15 protein-coding genes, 1 tRNA gene and 1 pseudogene are annotated in these 12,811 nt (G+C 71.5%); 7 read left to right on the forward strand and 10 right to left on the reverse strand.

Annotated elements, in window-relative coordinates:
- Positions 1–26 precede the first annotated feature (26 nt).
- A complete protein-coding gene (locus HUT12_RS09565; RefSeq protein ID WP_131057363.1) occupies positions 27–488 on the reverse strand; it encodes a MarR family winged helix-turn-helix transcriptional regulator in 462 nt (153 codons plus the stop codon).
- Positions 489–538: 50 nt separating this feature from the next.
- Here HUT12_RS09565 and HUT12_RS09570 point away from each other — a divergent pair, with 50 nt between their 5' ends.
- Both HUT12_RS09570 and HUT12_RS09575 read left to right on the forward strand, forming a co-directional pair.
- Positions 539–1,072, forward strand: a complete 534-nt coding sequence (locus HUT12_RS09570; RefSeq protein WP_176093151.1) for a VOC family protein — start codon at positions 539–541, stop codon at positions 1,070–1,072.
- 46 nt (positions 1,073–1,118) lie between these two features.
- A complete protein-coding gene (locus tag HUT12_RS09575; RefSeq protein WP_176093152.1) occupies positions 1,119–1,931 on the forward strand; it encodes a hypothetical protein in 813 nt (270 codons plus the stop codon).
- Here HUT12_RS09575 and HUT12_RS09580 read toward each other — a convergent pair.
- Together HUT12_RS09580 and HUT12_RS09585 are read right to left on the reverse strand one after the other, a co-directional pair.
- Positions 1,912–2,421 carry a potassium channel family protein gene (locus HUT12_RS09580; RefSeq protein ID WP_131056658.1) on the reverse strand — a complete coding sequence of 170 codons (510 nt, stop codon included), beginning with the start codon at positions 2,419–2,421 and terminating at the stop codon, positions 1,912–1,914. The two genes, HUT12_RS09575 and HUT12_RS09580, sit on opposite strands and share 20 nt — an antisense overlap.
- Before the next feature lie 139 nt (positions 2,422–2,560).
- Positions 2,561–2,740: a DUF4236 domain-containing protein gene (locus HUT12_RS09585; RefSeq protein WP_131056659.1), complete on the reverse strand. Its 180-nt coding sequence runs from the start codon at positions 2,738–2,740 to the stop codon at positions 2,561–2,563.
- A 311-nt stretch (positions 2,741–3,051) separates the two neighbouring features.
- Here HUT12_RS09585 and HUT12_RS09590 point away from each other — a divergent pair, with 311 nt between their 5' ends.
- The gene (locus tag HUT12_RS09590) at positions 3,052–3,606 is read left to right on the forward strand and encodes a flavin reductase family protein (RefSeq protein ID WP_131056661.1); all 555 of its coding nucleotides are present in this window, start codon (positions 3,052–3,054) and stop codon (positions 3,604–3,606) included.
- 28 nt (positions 3,607–3,634) lie between these two features.
- Here HUT12_RS09590 and HUT12_RS09595 read toward each other — a convergent pair whose 3' ends face one another.
- A complete protein-coding gene (locus HUT12_RS09595) occupies positions 3,635–4,090 on the reverse strand; it encodes an Rrf2 family transcriptional regulator (protein ID WP_131056663.1) in 456 nt (151 codons plus the stop codon).
- Between the two features lie 73 nt (positions 4,091–4,163).
- Positions 4,164–5,087 (reverse strand): AraC family transcriptional regulator, encoded by a 924-nt coding sequence (locus HUT12_RS09600; RefSeq protein ID WP_176093154.1) that lies wholly within the window; start codon positions 5,085–5,087, stop codon positions 4,164–4,166.
- A 238-nt stretch (positions 5,088–5,325) separates the two neighbouring features.
- On the opposite strand from HUT12_RS09600, the gene HUT12_RS09605 reads away from it, so the two are divergent.
- Positions 5,326–6,102 carry a glucose 1-dehydrogenase gene (locus HUT12_RS09605; protein WP_131056667.1) on the forward strand — a complete coding sequence of 259 codons (777 nt, stop codon included), beginning with the start codon at positions 5,326–5,328 and terminating at the stop codon, positions 6,100–6,102.
- Positions 6,103–6,233: 131 nt separating this feature from the next.
- On the opposite strand, the gene HUT12_RS09610 is transcribed toward HUT12_RS09605, so the two are convergent.
- Positions 6,234–6,665 (reverse strand): SsgA family sporulation/cell division regulator, encoded by a 432-nt coding sequence (locus tag HUT12_RS09610; RefSeq protein WP_007457244.1) that lies wholly within the window; start codon positions 6,663–6,665, stop codon positions 6,234–6,236.
- A gap of 499 nt (positions 6,666–7,164) precedes the next feature.
- Between HUT12_RS09610 and HUT12_RS09615 the strand changes: the two genes are divergently transcribed.
- The gene (locus tag HUT12_RS09615) at positions 7,165–7,629 is read left to right on the forward strand and encodes a TIGR02611 family protein (protein ID WP_176093155.1); all 465 of its coding nucleotides are present in this window, start codon (positions 7,165–7,167) and stop codon (positions 7,627–7,629) included.
- Positions 7,630–7,679: 50 nt separating this feature from the next.
- A tRNA-Val gene (locus HUT12_RS09620) sits at positions 7,680–7,751 on the forward strand.
- A 174-nt stretch (positions 7,752–7,925) separates the two neighbouring features.
- On the opposite strand, the pseudogene HUT12_RS09625 reads toward HUT12_RS09620, so the two are convergent.
- From HUT12_RS09625 to HUT12_RS09640, 4 genes and pseudogenes are all read right to left on the reverse strand, one after another.
- Positions 7,926–8,207 (reverse strand): annotated as a pseudogene (locus HUT12_RS09625) (site-specific integrase); the annotation flags it as partial.
- A 69-nt stretch (positions 8,208–8,276) separates the two neighbouring features.
- Entirely contained in the window at positions 8,277–9,455 is a 1,179-nt protein-coding gene (xerC, locus tag HUT12_RS09630) for a site-specific integrase (protein WP_254876761.1), read from the reverse strand.
- Positions 9,455–9,652, reverse strand: a complete 198-nt coding sequence (locus HUT12_RS09635) for an excisionase family DNA-binding protein (protein WP_176093156.1) — start codon at positions 9,650–9,652, stop codon at positions 9,455–9,457. Before HUT12_RS09635 ends, xerC begins: the two co-directional genes overlap by 1 nt.
- Positions 9,649–11,193: a replication initiator gene (locus HUT12_RS09640; RefSeq protein WP_176093157.1), complete on the reverse strand. Its 1,545-nt coding sequence runs from the start codon at positions 11,191–11,193 to the stop codon at positions 9,649–9,651. The genes HUT12_RS09635 and HUT12_RS09640 overlap by 4 nt, the downstream gene beginning before the upstream one ends.
- Before the next feature lie 1,122 nt (positions 11,194–12,315).
- On the opposite strand from HUT12_RS09640, the gene HUT12_RS32730 reads away from it, so the two are divergent.
- A complete protein-coding gene (locus HUT12_RS32730; RefSeq protein ID WP_254876762.1) occupies positions 12,316–12,783 on the forward strand; it encodes a hypothetical protein in 468 nt (155 codons plus the stop codon).
- Positions 12,784–12,811 lie beyond the last annotated feature (28 nt).

A 12,811-nucleotide genomic window follows, 5' to 3' on the forward strand; every position in this document is an offset into this window, starting at 1 on the left:
GCCGGAGTGGTTCGGTCAGGATCCGGTCAGGGGCGGGTCAGGCGATCGGCCAATGCCTCGCTGATCCGGCGTAACTGGTCGACCTGGGCGGGGCTGAGCGCGTCGAAGAGGTGGCGGCGTACCCCCTCGACGTGGCCAGGTGCGGCGGCGGCCAGTGCGGCGAAGCCGTCGTCGGTGAGCAGGGCGATCTGCCCTCGCCGGTCGGTCGGGCAGTCCTCCCGACGGACCCAGCCGGCGGCCTCCAGGCGGGCCACGGCGTGCGAGAGCCGGCTGCGGGAGGAGCCGCTCGCCTCGGCGAGGTCGCTCATCCGCAGTCGCCGCTCCGGGGCCTCGGAGAGTCGGACCAGGATCTCGTAGTAGGCGTGCGGCATCCCGGCGTCGCGTTGCAGCTCGCGGTCGAGCGCCTCCATCAACGCGCGGGACGCGGTCAGGAACGCTCGCCAGGTGCGCTGTTCGTCCGGGTCCAGCCAGCGGGTCATGACGCCCATCATAGCGGAGATAGTTGAACGTTCAACTAAAACGCGCTAGCCTCGGTGGCATGGGAATCCATCGCCTCAACCACGCCGTCCTCTACGTCAGTGACCTGGAGCGCAGCGTCGCCTTCTATCGCGACGTGCTGGGCTTCCGCCGGGTGCCGATGACCCCGGAGGGGTTCCGGGGCGCTGCCTTCCTCCAGGCACCCGACTCCACCAACGACCACGACCTCGGCCTCTTCGAGATCGGCGCGGGTGCCGGTCGGTCGACCGCCGGCCGGGCCACCGTCGGCCTCTACCACCTGGCCTGGGAGGTGGACACGCTCGACGAGCTGGCCGCCACCGCCCGCCGACTGGCCGGGGCCGGTGCCCTGGTCGGCACCTCCGACCACGGCACCACCAAGAGCCTCTACGGGCAGGACCCGGACGGGCTGGAGTTCGAGGTGGTCTGGCTGGTGCCGGCCGACCGGCTGGACGACGCCGCGCTCGACGCCCGTACCCGGATCGGCCGTCTCGACCTGGCCGCCGAGATCAGCAGGTACGGCGGCGAGACCCGGGGCGGCATCGGCATCTCCGTCCCGGCCGCCGCGTCGCACTGACCCGTCCCGGCCGCGTCGCGGCCGGGCGGTGCGGTAGAACGGCAGGGTGGCAGATGAGGTGGGGCGGCAGGTGGTGGTCCGGCACCTGAGGGTCTGGGTGCCGGGCGCGTTGCGACGCGCGCGCCGGGCGACGGTGGTCCTCGGGTACGACGGGCGTGACCCCGCCCTGGCCGAGGAGGTCGTCCGGGTGGCCGGCGAGTGCGCCGGTGACGTCCGTGGTGCCCGGTTGACCGTGCTGGTGCTGGCCGGCGGCACCGAGGAGCTGCCGGCGCGGCTGGGTGCCGCCGAGGCGGGGCTGCCGACCGAGGTCACGGTGCACCTGATGCCCGGCCCGACGGCCCTGCTGCCGGTGGCGCTGCGCGCGTGCGGGGCGTCCGGCGCGCCGGTGCTGTCCTACCTGGAGGTGGCGGACGCGGTCGATCCGGTGGCGCTCTCCGCCGCCGCCTCCGGTCGACCCGGCGAGGTGCTGGTGCCGGCCGGTCCGGGTACGCCGCTGCGGCCGGCGCTGGCCGACGCCGGCTTCCCGTTGGTCGCCGAGGTCGAGTTGTCCTCCGGTCGGCGGATCGGCTTCGGCACCGCCTCGGACCGCAGCCTGGAGTCGTTCAAGGAGAGTCTCTGGGAGGCGGGTGCCGGCCGGGTCGACCCGGCGCCGCTGGGCCGGGCGCTGCTCGCCGAGTTGTCCCGCACCGGCCCGCGTACGGTGACCGAGCTGCGCCGGTACGCGGTGACCGACACGGCGTACCGGGCCGTGGACGCGGTGCGGGCCCTGGACGCGTTGCTCGACGCGGGCGAGGTGCGGCGTGACCCGGAGCAGGGGAGGCTCGGCGGGGACGTGGTGATCACGGCCGCCGCTCGGTGAGCCGTTTGACCGCCAGCGACGCGCCGGTGGCGATCACCCCGATGCTGAAGACGAGCTGCGCGCAGACCAGCACCCGGGCGAACTGTCCCTGGGCGTGCACGTCGCCGTAGCCGACGGTGGTCAGCGTGGCGAGCGCGAAGTAGAGCGCGTCCACCCGGGTGTGCAGCGCGACGAACTGCTCCGGAGCGACCCGGGCGACGACGTAGTCGGCCAGGGCGAAGGCGAGCAGCCCGGCGACCAGGGCCACCACCAGGTGCAGCACCGAGGGTGGCTGCCGACCTCGCGCGACGGCGACGAGCTGTCGGCGTACTTGGCCGGTGACCAGGGCGGCGACCCCGCCCAGCAGCAGCAGGGTCAGGGCGACGCGCAGGCCGAGGCGGGCACCGTTCGGATCGGCCTCGACCGGGACGACGAAGTACACGACCAGGAGCAGCAGGCCGGCCAGCCATGCCCGCCGACGTTCGCGCCGATGGTCCGGTGTCGATTGCATGTCGCGATTGTCCGGTCCGGCGCGCCGCCGACCGGGCGGATCCGTCGATTCCGGGGGTGGCGGGCCGGGGTCGGGGTGGGCCGCCGGCACGTGCGAACGGGGCGTCGGAGTGCTCCGACGCCCCGCGCGACCTCCGGGCTCACGCCCGGGACTTGTCCTGCTTCCAGGAGAGCGGGCCGGGCAGGTCGACGCGGTGCGCCTTGGCCCGCGAGTTCCACGACCAGCGACCGATCTTGATGCTCCAGGACGAGAAACCGTTCTCGGTGAAGTTCAGGATCAGCGGCCCGTACTTCTTGCGTTTGCGGAACATCAGACCCATCGTGGGCCTCCCTTCGTCATCCCCGCGCGGCATCGAAGATTCCCGTATCGACGATCCGCCAAACCATGTCGTGCACAGTGGATGTGAGACGTCCCCGGTGGCCCGAATATCCTATTCATCAGATGGGTGTTGTCGGGCTCAAGATCCTGGTTGAATCATCAGTGTGTGGAGTGAAAGAGCGTTCATCCCAACTCATGGGAGGCGCGGAGTTGCCGACTCCACCTGGCGTTTCGGAGAGGACCCCGCATGCACCGCACCCCTCACCCCGTCGCACCGGCCACGCCGACCCGCCGCACGGCACCGGTGACGGCGTGACCACCGCGCAGCGCAGCCGCACCGACGAGCTGCGGCCGGTGGACCCGGAGCTGTTCCGCACGCTGCTGCGCCGCCAGGCCAGCACGGTCACCGTGGTCACCGCCGTGGCCCGGGGCACCCGACCCGCCTGCCTCGGTGACGTGGGCGCCCCGCTGCGGGCCGGGTTCACCGCGACCTCGTTCACCTCCGTGTCGCTGGACCCGCCGCTGGTGTCGTTCTGCCTCGGCGCGACCTCGTCCAGCTCACCGGTGCTCGACCGGGCCGAGCACGTCGCCGTGCACCTGCTCGCCGCGAACCAGACCGAGGCCGCCCGGATCTTCGCCGCCAAGGGCGTGGACCGCTTCGCCGCGTACCCCTACTGGGAGGCCGGTCCGTTCGGGCTGCCGCTGCTGACCGGGGTGCTGGCGCGGCTGCTCTGCCGGGTGGTGCACCGGGTGCCGGCGGGCGACCACTCGCTGGTGATCGCCGAGCCGCTGGCGCTCGCCGAAGGCGTCGACGGCGCGCCGCTGCTGCACCACCGGGGCGGCTACACCACGGCAGCCGCCGCGTGACCGACCGCGCCCGGCGCGGACCGCTGCGTCAGCGAGGTTCCCAGGCGTCGGGCGCGGTGGTCAGCCGTCGGACGTGGGCGGGCAACCGGCCGCCCACCACGTCGGCCAGGCTCACCTCGTCGACCACCCGGCGCAACGAGGCCCGCACCGCCACCCACAACCCGGGCAGGTGCTGCGCCACCCCGTCGTAGCTGGTCTCCTCCGGGCGCAGCCCGCGTACGCCGGCCAACGGTCCCTCCACCGCGCGCAGCACCGCCCCGATGGTCACCTCCCGGGGCGGCCGGGCCAGGGCGTACCCGCCCTCGGCGCCGCGCTGGGCGCGGACCAGGCCGGACCGACGCAGGTCAGCCAGGACCGCCTCAAGGAATTTGCGCGGCATGTCCTGCTCCGCGGAGATGGTCTGGGTGGACAGCAATGACGGGTACGCGGCGGCCAGGCTCAGCGCCGCTCGTACCGCGTAGTCGCCACGCGCGGAGATCTGCACCCTGCCATCATGCCCAACCGGCCCGTGCCTGGGCGTCGCCGGGCTGACGGAGTGACCGACCGGACGGGCGCTCTCACGCCTGACGGGCCTCGACCGGCGGGTGGGGCCGCAGCATCGGGGTCGGCTCGGCGGGTGACCGGGGACGGACGACCGGGCTCGGTCCGGGGTGTTCGCGGGCGGCCCGGAACGCCCCCGGGCTGACCCCGACCTCGCGGGTGAAGAACCGGCCGAAGTTGGTCGGTTCGGTGAAGCCGAGCTGCCGACCGATCCGGGCGATGGGCTCGTCGGTGGCGGCCAGCAACCGGCTGGCCTGGAGCGCGACCCGCTCGTCCACCACCTGCTTGGCGCTGCGCCCGGTCACCGCCAGGCAGGCCCGGGTGAGGGTACGCACCGAGCAGTTCAGCCGCTCGGCGTAGTCCTCGACCCGACGGGTGCGCTGGTAACCGCGTTCCACCTCGCGACAGAACCGGCGGAAGGTCTCCTCCTCGGGGCGACCCGCGCGGTGCGCCTCGGACGGCAGCATGCTCAGGCGCAGCAGCAGCACGGTGAGCTGGTGGCGCAGCAGACTGCGGCCGGCCGGCACGTCCTGGTGCCGACGGACGTCCACGGTCAACTGGGTCACCTCGTTGATGACCGCGTCCTCGTCCTCACCGGCGAGCTGCACCCGGGTGGGTACGTCGTCCACGTCGACGTCGAGCCCGCGCACCGCGTCCGGGTGCCAGCGGACCACGGTGGCGTCGAGACGGGGTGGCGGGCAGCGCAGCACCTGCCCGGCGCGTACGCGCAGTAGCGTGCCGGGCCGGCAGGGCTGGGCGCGGAAGTCCACCTCGGCGATGCCGTGACCGCCCGTGCTGAGCACGATCAGCTCGCGGTCGAGCAGGACCGGACGTCGCCACCGAGTGTCGGGCGCCAGATCACGCAGCGTGATCGTGTCGATCTCGGCCGGACCGGAGGCGGCGTCGGGCAGAACCCTGTCGAGGTGACCGGAAGGGACCATCACCTGCGACGTTAGCCCGCGACCGGCCGGTACGCACCTCTGGTGACGGGCGCGTCGCCGAGCCCGTGCCGTCGGCGTCCACCCCTCGACCGACCCGGATGGATGGCGCGCTCTTGTCGGCGTACCGGCCGGCGGTTACGTTACCGATCGGTAGTCATCTGGTCGCCGTGGCGGGCGAACCGTCCGCGTCGACGGGCCGGCCGCCGGGAGGTCGCGGCCGGCTCGCGAGGGGATGCGCATGCAGGATCTGTTCTCGGTCGACGGCAAGACTGTCCTGGTGACCGGCGGTTCGCGGGGAATCGGGCTGATGATCGCCCGAGGTTTCGTGGCGGCCGGCGCGCACGTCATCATCTCGTCCCGCAAGGCCGCCGCCTGCGAGGCGGTCGCGGCGGAGCTGTCCGCGCTCGGCCACTGCACCGCGATCCCCGCCGACCTCGGCAGCGACGACGGCGCACGGCGGTTGGCCGCCGCCGTCCGGGACCGGGTGGACCGGCTCGACGTGCTGGTCAACAACGCCGGGGCGACCTGGGGGGCGCCGCTTGAGGAGTATCCGGAGAGCGCGTTCGACAAGCTCTGGGCGGTCAACGTCAAGGCCGTCTTCCGACTCACCACCGAGCTGCTGCCGGTGCTGCGCACCGCCGCCAGCGCCGACGACCCGGCCCGCGTGATCAACATCGGCTCGGTCGACGGCATCCGGGTCCCGGCCATGGAGGTGTACGCCTACTCGGCGACGAAGGCGGCCCTGCACATGCTGACTCGCACCCTGGCGCACCAACTCGTCGGCGAACGGATCACCGTCAACGCGGTCGCCCCGGGACCGTTCGAGAGCAAGATGATGGCGTTCGTCCTGGACGACCCGGATGCCCGGGCCGCCGTCGAGGCGCAGGTGCCCCTCGGTCGGATCGGCCGCCCGGAGGACATGGCCGGCGTCGCGATCTTCCTGGCGTCGCGGGCCGGCGCGTACCTGACCGGCGCCGTGATCCCGGTCGACGGCGGCATCACCACGCACGGCTGACCGTCCGTGGTGCGGCCCTGGCCGTGGACCGGGTCGCGTGGCGCGGGCGGTGCGGGTGGTGTGCGTACCGCCGGACGAGCGGGGGCCGCGCGGACTCGGCAGATCCGCGCGGCCTCCGCCTACGTCGGTGGTCAGCGACCGGCGAGCAGCCGGTTCACCGCCGTGTCGACGTCCAGGTGCTCGGCCTCCCGGCCGCGCGGGACGACGACGTAGGTCCGCCGCAGGAAGCGCACCAACACGCTGCGCGGCACCTCGAACAGGGCGTTGCCGTCGGGCGACGACAGCGCCAGCGCGACGAAGTCGCCGCGCGGGGTGGCCCACGGCCAGACCCGCACATCACCGATGCCGGCCGGTTCGTCGAGGCCGGTGACCAGCAGTTCGCGAGCGAACGACCAGCTCACCGCCTCGCCACCCGCCGATTCGGCATGGAACAGGACATGGACCGCATACGGGTCAGCAGGGTCGTAGCGCAGACTGGCGCGCACCGGCAATGCGGTGGCGTCAGGCGCGACTAGCCTTAGCGACGTCTCGACCTCAACGGTCGTCGGTCGGATGACACTCATGGACGTTCTCCCCCCGGCACCGCGTGCGGAACGCGCGTGTCCCGCTTTTCCCATACTCAGGCGCTACCTCTGGCTACGCTCCGCCATACGCTGACTTCACCCAGTGGTGGGAGAGGGTTCGGAAAGGCCGCGAGAATGTGAAAATTCATCTAGGATTTCCGGTTCTGCCCAGTGCCTTGATCCCGCCCGATCATCGGGTAGCTCAGTCGTCGACTTACTCCGGTAACGTCCAGTCGGCCGTTGCAGTGACGGTCCCGCGCCACACTGGGCGTGAAATGATCGGTGAGCGATCCTCAGTGGATCAGCTGGCGAGGCGGGACCCGTCGAACGGCGCGGCCCGCAGAGCCGAACAGCGGGGGTACGGGTGCCGAACGAACAGCACGACTGGCACGGTCGGTCAGTAGTCGACCACGAACCGGTCGACAATCGCCGAACCGGCCGCAACGAACGAGGCTTCACCGATGGGAATAGCCCCGCCGGACGGGGAAACCCTCACCGCATGCGGAACGAGCGAACCGAGACGGACCGGACCGACGCCGGGCCGGACGCCACCGGCGTACCCGGGCGGCCCCGCTGGCGGCAACGCGTCTCCACCACCCTCGCGCTGATCCGCGCCAACCCCACCGGCCGCCTCGCCCTCCGGGTCGTCATCGGCATCCTCGGCGCACTCGTGGTCACCATCGGCATCGTGCTCATCCCGCTACCCGGCCCCGGCTGGCTCCTGGTGATCGCCGGCCTCGGCATCTGGGCCGTCGAGTTCCACTGGGCCAAACGCCTGCTCGCCTTCACCCGCCGCCACGTCCACGGCTGGACGGCCTGGGTGAAGCGACAGTCCCTGGTCCTCCGCCTGGTCATCGGCTCGGTCGGCCTCGTCTTCGTCGCCACCGTCGCGCTGCTCTCGATCAAATACAGCCTCGGCATCGACGTGATCGCCCAGGTCCTGCGCTACCTCGCCACGAACTGACCCCGGATTCGCGGGTCGGCCGCACGATCGGGTAGAGTCAGCCGCGCTGAGGGCGATTAGCTCAGCGGGAGAGCGCTTCGTTCACACCGAAGAGGTCACTGGTTCGATCCCAGTATCGCCCACAAGTCCCCAGGTGCCCCCTGTCCGCAGAATGCGCGGACCAGGGGGCCTTGTCATTTCTGCTCCGGGGGCCGAGCCCCCGGATACCCCGCGGTGCGGTGGGTGCGGTGCGTCGGTCCGCGCGGGGGCCGCGAGTTGATTTGCGTGGGTGCTGCGCGTTGGTTTGCGCGGGTGTGTCGGGCGTTGTGGACGGTGATCGGCTTCGTTGCCGCCTTGTCGCAGCGGGTCTGCCAGGAGCGCTGGAAGTTGCGCGGCTCGATGGGCGTGCCGTAGCGGGTGGTGAACACCAGGTCGTTGTCGTGCCACGCCTTAACGGCGGCTGCCCGTGCCTCGTCGCGCTGCTCGTTCCTCAGCTTGAGTGCGGCCAGGCAGATGTCGGGCAGGGGCAGGGTGGCGTCGGATGCCTGGGTCTTGGTGTCGCGGTGCAGGAGCTTTCCGCGTACGCGTTGCAGTTGGCGGCTCACTAGTATCGCCCACAAGTCCCCAGGTGCCCCCTGTCCGCAGAATGCGCGGACCAGGGGGCCTTGTCATTTCTGCTCCGGGGGCCGAGCCCCCGGATACCCCGCGGTGCGGTGGGTGCGGTGCGTCGGTCCGCGCGGGGGCCGCGAGTTGATTTGCGTGGGTGCTGCGCGTTGGTTTGCGCGGGTGTGTCGGGCGTTGTGGACGGTGATCGGCTTCGTTGCCGCCTTGTCGCAGCGGGTCTGCCAGGAGCGCTGGAAGTTGCGCGGCTCGATGGGCGTGCCGTAGCGGGTGGTGAACACCAGGTCGTTGTCGTGCCACGCCTTAACGGCGGCTGCCCGTGCCTCGTCGCGCTGCTCGTTCCTCAGCTTGAGTGCGGCCAGGCAGATGTCGGGCAGGGGCAGGGTGGCGTCGGATGCCTGGGTCTTGGTGTCGCGGTGCAGGAGCTTTCCGCGTACGCGTTGCAGTTGCCGGCCGATGGTCAGTTCCCCGGCGTCGAGGTCGACGTCGGCCCAGGTGAGGCCGAGGGCTTCGCCTTTGCGTAGGCCGGTGACGAGGACCAGGGCGTACGCGGCGTAGAGCGGATCGGCGTCGGCGCGGGCGGATTCGAGGAAGCGGCGTGCCTCGTCGCTGGACCAGGACTTGCCGCGTCGACGGCGGACGGTGGCGAGGGTGACCGGTACGGCCGGGTTGCGGGTGATGAGGTCTTCGGCCTGGGCGTGGGTGAGGGCGGCGCGCAGTGCGGCCCGGATGTCGCTGACCGTGCGCGTCGACGGGACCGCCTGGCAGCACCGGCCGACCGCGCAGCAGCGCCGTTTCTCCTTGCGGCGGGCGGCGTCCTTGCCCTGGGCGCAGCACTGGCAGGTGCGGGCCACCTGGTTCAGCCAGGTCTGCACGTCCCGCGCCTGGAGCCGGTCGAGCCGCTTGGACCCGAGGCCGGGGGAGAGGTAACGCCGGACGAACGTCTCGTAGGTGGCGAAGGTGAGCGGCGCCCGGTTCGGCTCGATGATCTCGGTCAGCCAGTAGGCGAGGAAGCTGCCCACGGTCGGCACACTGGTCGCCACCGGTCCGGCCTTGGCCTGCTGGTGCAGCTTGATCCACTTGTCGTGGACGGCGTCGCGGGTCTTGCCGTAGACGTACTTGCGGGTGCGTTTCCCGTCCGGCTTGGTCACCCAGACGTACGCGGCGAAGCCGTTGCGGTACGGGAAGATGGAGCCTTCGCCGTTGGCGCGGGCACGGGCGGGCATCAGGCGGCCTCCTGCCGGTCGATTTGCTCGCGGATGTAGTCGTCGACCCATTCGGGCAGGATGCGGCGGTACTTGCCGTCCTTGATGGAGCGCAGCTCGCCGGTGGCGATCTTCATCTTGACCTTGGAGATGCCGAAGCCGAGCAGCACGGCGACCTCGGCGGGGAAGTACCAGCGCGGGGTGAGGGGTCGGGTCACGCCGCCACCCCCGACCACAGCTCGTGGGCGAGTTCCTCCCGGCCGACGCGGCGGCGTTCCCGGTGCTGGGCGGCGGCGGTGTTGGCGAGCAGCGCGTCCCCGTCGGTCAGCCAACCGGAGCCGACGAAGGCAAGGGTGCCGACGGTGACGGAGCCGCCATCGGCGCGGCGGTAGGTGGCGCGGGTGTCGCGGAGCAGCCCGAAGGTGACCGAGTACCGGCGGGCCTTGGTGAGGAAGTGACCGCCGTAGCCGAGCATGTGCGCCCACCGTCGCAGCCCGGCGTAGACATCGGGTGTGGTGTCAAGGTCGCCTTGACGGTCCTCGGCCTGGGCGGCGGTGTCGCTGGTGCGGTGCCGGGTGGGGCGGCCGAGTCGCCAGCAGGCGTCGATGAGCCGGGCCAGGTGGTCACCCTCCGGATCGGCGTAGGCGTCGACAGTGCCCGGGGTGAGCCGGGTGGAGCAGTAGCCGGTGACCTCGGTGGCCTTGGTGGCGTACTTGGCCAGGTAGGCGGCCACCCTGGCGTCGGTCACGTCCCCGTCACCGGTGCCGATGCGGCGCACGTCGACCTGCTCACCCCAGGCGATCGACCAACCCTGCGGCCGGTCGGGATGCGGCGGGGTAGCGAAGACGATCTGCCGGGCGGCGGCGTGCACGGCGGCGTCGAGGTCATCCACGGTAATCCCGACCGGTGGCGGGACCAGGGCGTACCGGTCACCGGAATCGACCCCGTCGAGACGCAGCAGGACGTGGAAGTGCACCGCCCCCCGGCGCTGCATCTCGGCGACCTTCCCGTGCGACACCCGCACCGGCGGTACCCGCCGCACCCGGCCCGAGTCGGTGACAACCTCGACCCTCGGGATGCCGCGTCGACGGCAGAGCGCGGCAAGGTACCGCTCGACGGCCTGTTTGGTGCGTCGCCACAGCTCACCTGCGAAGACGTTCCAGACGACCTGGTGATCGTGGTCGTAGCAGTCCAGGCAGAGCGGCCGACCGAGCTGCGGATCGGCACCGTCGTGCCGGGCGAAGCAGGCCCCGGGCCGCCCGTGTGGGCAGGTGACAGCATCACGGCGAGCGTGGCAGGGGGCCGGTCGGCAGTCGCAGCGCCGCCGGTCGGTGCAGGTGTGGAGGGGTACGTGCCGGTGGTGGACCGGGCCGAACGACGGCGCGGTGAAGGTGGCGAAGACGACCGGGTGCCGGGCCACCGTGGCGGGGACGGTCTTGCCGCCGGTCAGGCCACAGCGGACGACCTGGAAGGCGTCACCGGCGTAGACCCAGGAGCAGTCCGGGCACTGGGCGGCCCGCCGGTTGCCGCACGCCTTGTAGAGCACCCGATCGGGCAGCTCGTCGGTGTGCTGCTCGCCCAGGACCCGCCCGGTGTCCCGGTCGACGGCGGTCATGGTGCCGGTCAGCCGGACAGGACGGGCACAACCGCCAGCGGACCGGGTGTGCTCCAACCAGCCGAAGTAGTCGGGGGTGGCGGCCCGGTGCAGGGCCTGGGCGGCACGACCGGCGGCGACGCCGGGACGGTGCAGGGTGGACACGATCTCTCCTCAGGGCGGGTGGCAGGGACGGGCGACGAAACGCCACCGGTCGCCGGAACGCCGTCCGTCGGTGGTGTTCGTGGTGTCTCCTGGCACCGCCGTGGAGGGCGGCTGACGCCGGAGGGCGGATGTGGTTGACCGCCGTTGGGGTGTGGTCCTTCCGGTTGCTGTGCTGGGTGAGGCCGGGACGGGTGGGGTGCCTGGGAGTCGGCATCCGGCGGGTTGCCGCAGGCGAACCCCACCCGTCGAAGAAAGCGAATCCGGGCCATCGTGACGGCGGGAAGACCGTGCTTGGCCACTCAACGGATTCCGGGGCCGACATCGCGGCCAAGGTGATCGAGAACTGGCGGGATCTGGCCCGCATCAGCGGCAGGAAGGCCGCTCAGCATCTCCGTGGTCAAGCCCAGCGATCCGGCAGGAAGGCCGCACTGGCGTGCTCGACGACCGCCAGAGTAGCACCGGGTACCGACTCGTCAACCCGTCGTGAACCCCGGTGCCGAGCGGGGGCGAACCGGCAAGCGGCCGGGGTGGGAGGACTTTCTGTACGTCTATCAAGGCGGCCCTGAACGGGCCGCACGCGCCGCCGCCAGGGCGAGCGTCCGTCGCTCCGCTGGCGCTCCGACTCCGGCCACGCAACACGCCCGGCGGCTGGCGCGGAGGGCGGGAAGCCCGGGGGCCGCCGCAGACGGTTACCTCCGAGTGGTGGAGGTTGCCGCCGGCAGATGGCCGCGCCGCGCCCGAGCAGCGCGGCGCAAGAGTGTGCGCGGCGGGTCTGCGCGGCAAGCACCAAGCATGGGGGCGGTGACCGCCGCGCGAGGCGTGCCGGTCGTCCAGGAGCCGGCTCCGTAGCCGCTTAGGGTCAGGTCAACTGCTCACCTGGGAGGGGAAGGTGCCCGCCGGTGGCCAGCTCCGTCCCGGGAGCCGGGTCCGTGCTGGTCGAGGTTTGGTCAACTGCGCCACTGTGGCGGTGTCCGCCGGGTGCGCGGCCCGTGACACGAGAGCCGACTCCGTCCGTCTGGCGGCGTCCGTACGTGTGTCAAGGCCGTCTTGACGTTGCGGACCTGGTGGCGCCCTACTCTCCAGGAGCATCGGCTTATGTCGCGGAACGCGTAGTCTCACAACGTGCGTCGCCTACTCCTGGACTCAAACGCCATCGATCCCTTTGCCGATGTTCCCGGCGCGTACGAGGCCGCAGAGAAGGCCGTAGTCGATGGTTCGCACGAGCTCATCTTCACTCACGTGAACGTCGACGAGCTGGCAGAGACCCCGGACGTAGACCGCAGGCAACACTTGCTGTTGGTGATGGTTGGCCTCGGTCGACTTGTTCCCACCGGCGCTACCGCCGTTGGCTACTCTCGCGTCAGTTGGTGCCGAGTCGTCGACGATGCAGACGTGTTCGATGCAGTGCAGTCCGGTAACATCGATCACACCCGAGACGCCCTGCTCGCAGCGACCGCCGTCTTCGAACGATGCCCGCTTGTGACCAACGACAAGAAGCTCCGGAACCGGGCAACTGGCCGTGGAGTACAAGTCTTTACGACCACAGAACTACTGGCCGAGCTTGGTGTCACCGTAGGACAGGTTGGCTGACTAACTGAGTGATGACCGAGGCCTAACT

It is taken from the genome of Verrucosispora sp. NA02020 (assembly GCF_013364215.1).
Taxonomy (GTDB): domain Bacteria; phylum Actinomycetota; class Actinomycetes; order Mycobacteriales; family Micromonosporaceae; genus Micromonospora.

Excerpts from the sequence above, each read along its gene's own strand:
- HUT12_RS09565 (WP_131057363.1), bottom strand. The coding sequence starts at position 488 with ATGGGCGTCATGACCCGCTGGCTGGACCCGGACGAACAGCGCACCTGG.
- HUT12_RS09570 (WP_176093151.1), top strand. The coding sequence starts at position 539 with ATGGGAATCCATCGCCTCAACCACGCCGTCCTCTACGTCAGTGACCTG.
- HUT12_RS09580 (WP_131056658.1), bottom strand. The coding sequence starts at position 2,421 with ATGCAATCGACACCGGACCATCGGCGCGAACGTCGGCGGGCATGGCTG.
- HUT12_RS09585 (WP_131056659.1), bottom strand. The coding sequence starts at position 2,740 with ATGGGTCTGATGTTCCGCAAACGCAAGAAGTACGGGCCGCTGATCCTG.
- HUT12_RS09600 (WP_176093154.1), bottom strand. The coding sequence starts at position 5,087 with ATGGTCCCTTCCGGTCACCTCGACAGGGTTCTGCCCGACGCCGCCTCC.
- HUT12_RS09605 (WP_131056667.1), top strand. The coding sequence starts at position 5,326 with ATGCAGGATCTGTTCTCGGTCGACGGCAAGACTGTCCTGGTGACCGGC.
- HUT12_RS09610 (WP_007457244.1), bottom strand. The coding sequence starts at position 6,665 with ATGAGTGTCATCCGACCGACGACCGTTGAGGTCGAGACGTCGCTAAGG.
- HUT12_RS09615 (WP_176093155.1), top strand. The coding sequence starts at position 7,165 with ATGCGGAACGAGCGAACCGAGACGGACCGGACCGACGCCGGGCCGGAC.
- xerC (WP_254876761.1), bottom strand. The coding sequence starts at position 9,455 with ATGCCCGCCCGTGCCCGCGCCAACGGCGAAGGCTCCATCTTCCCGTAC.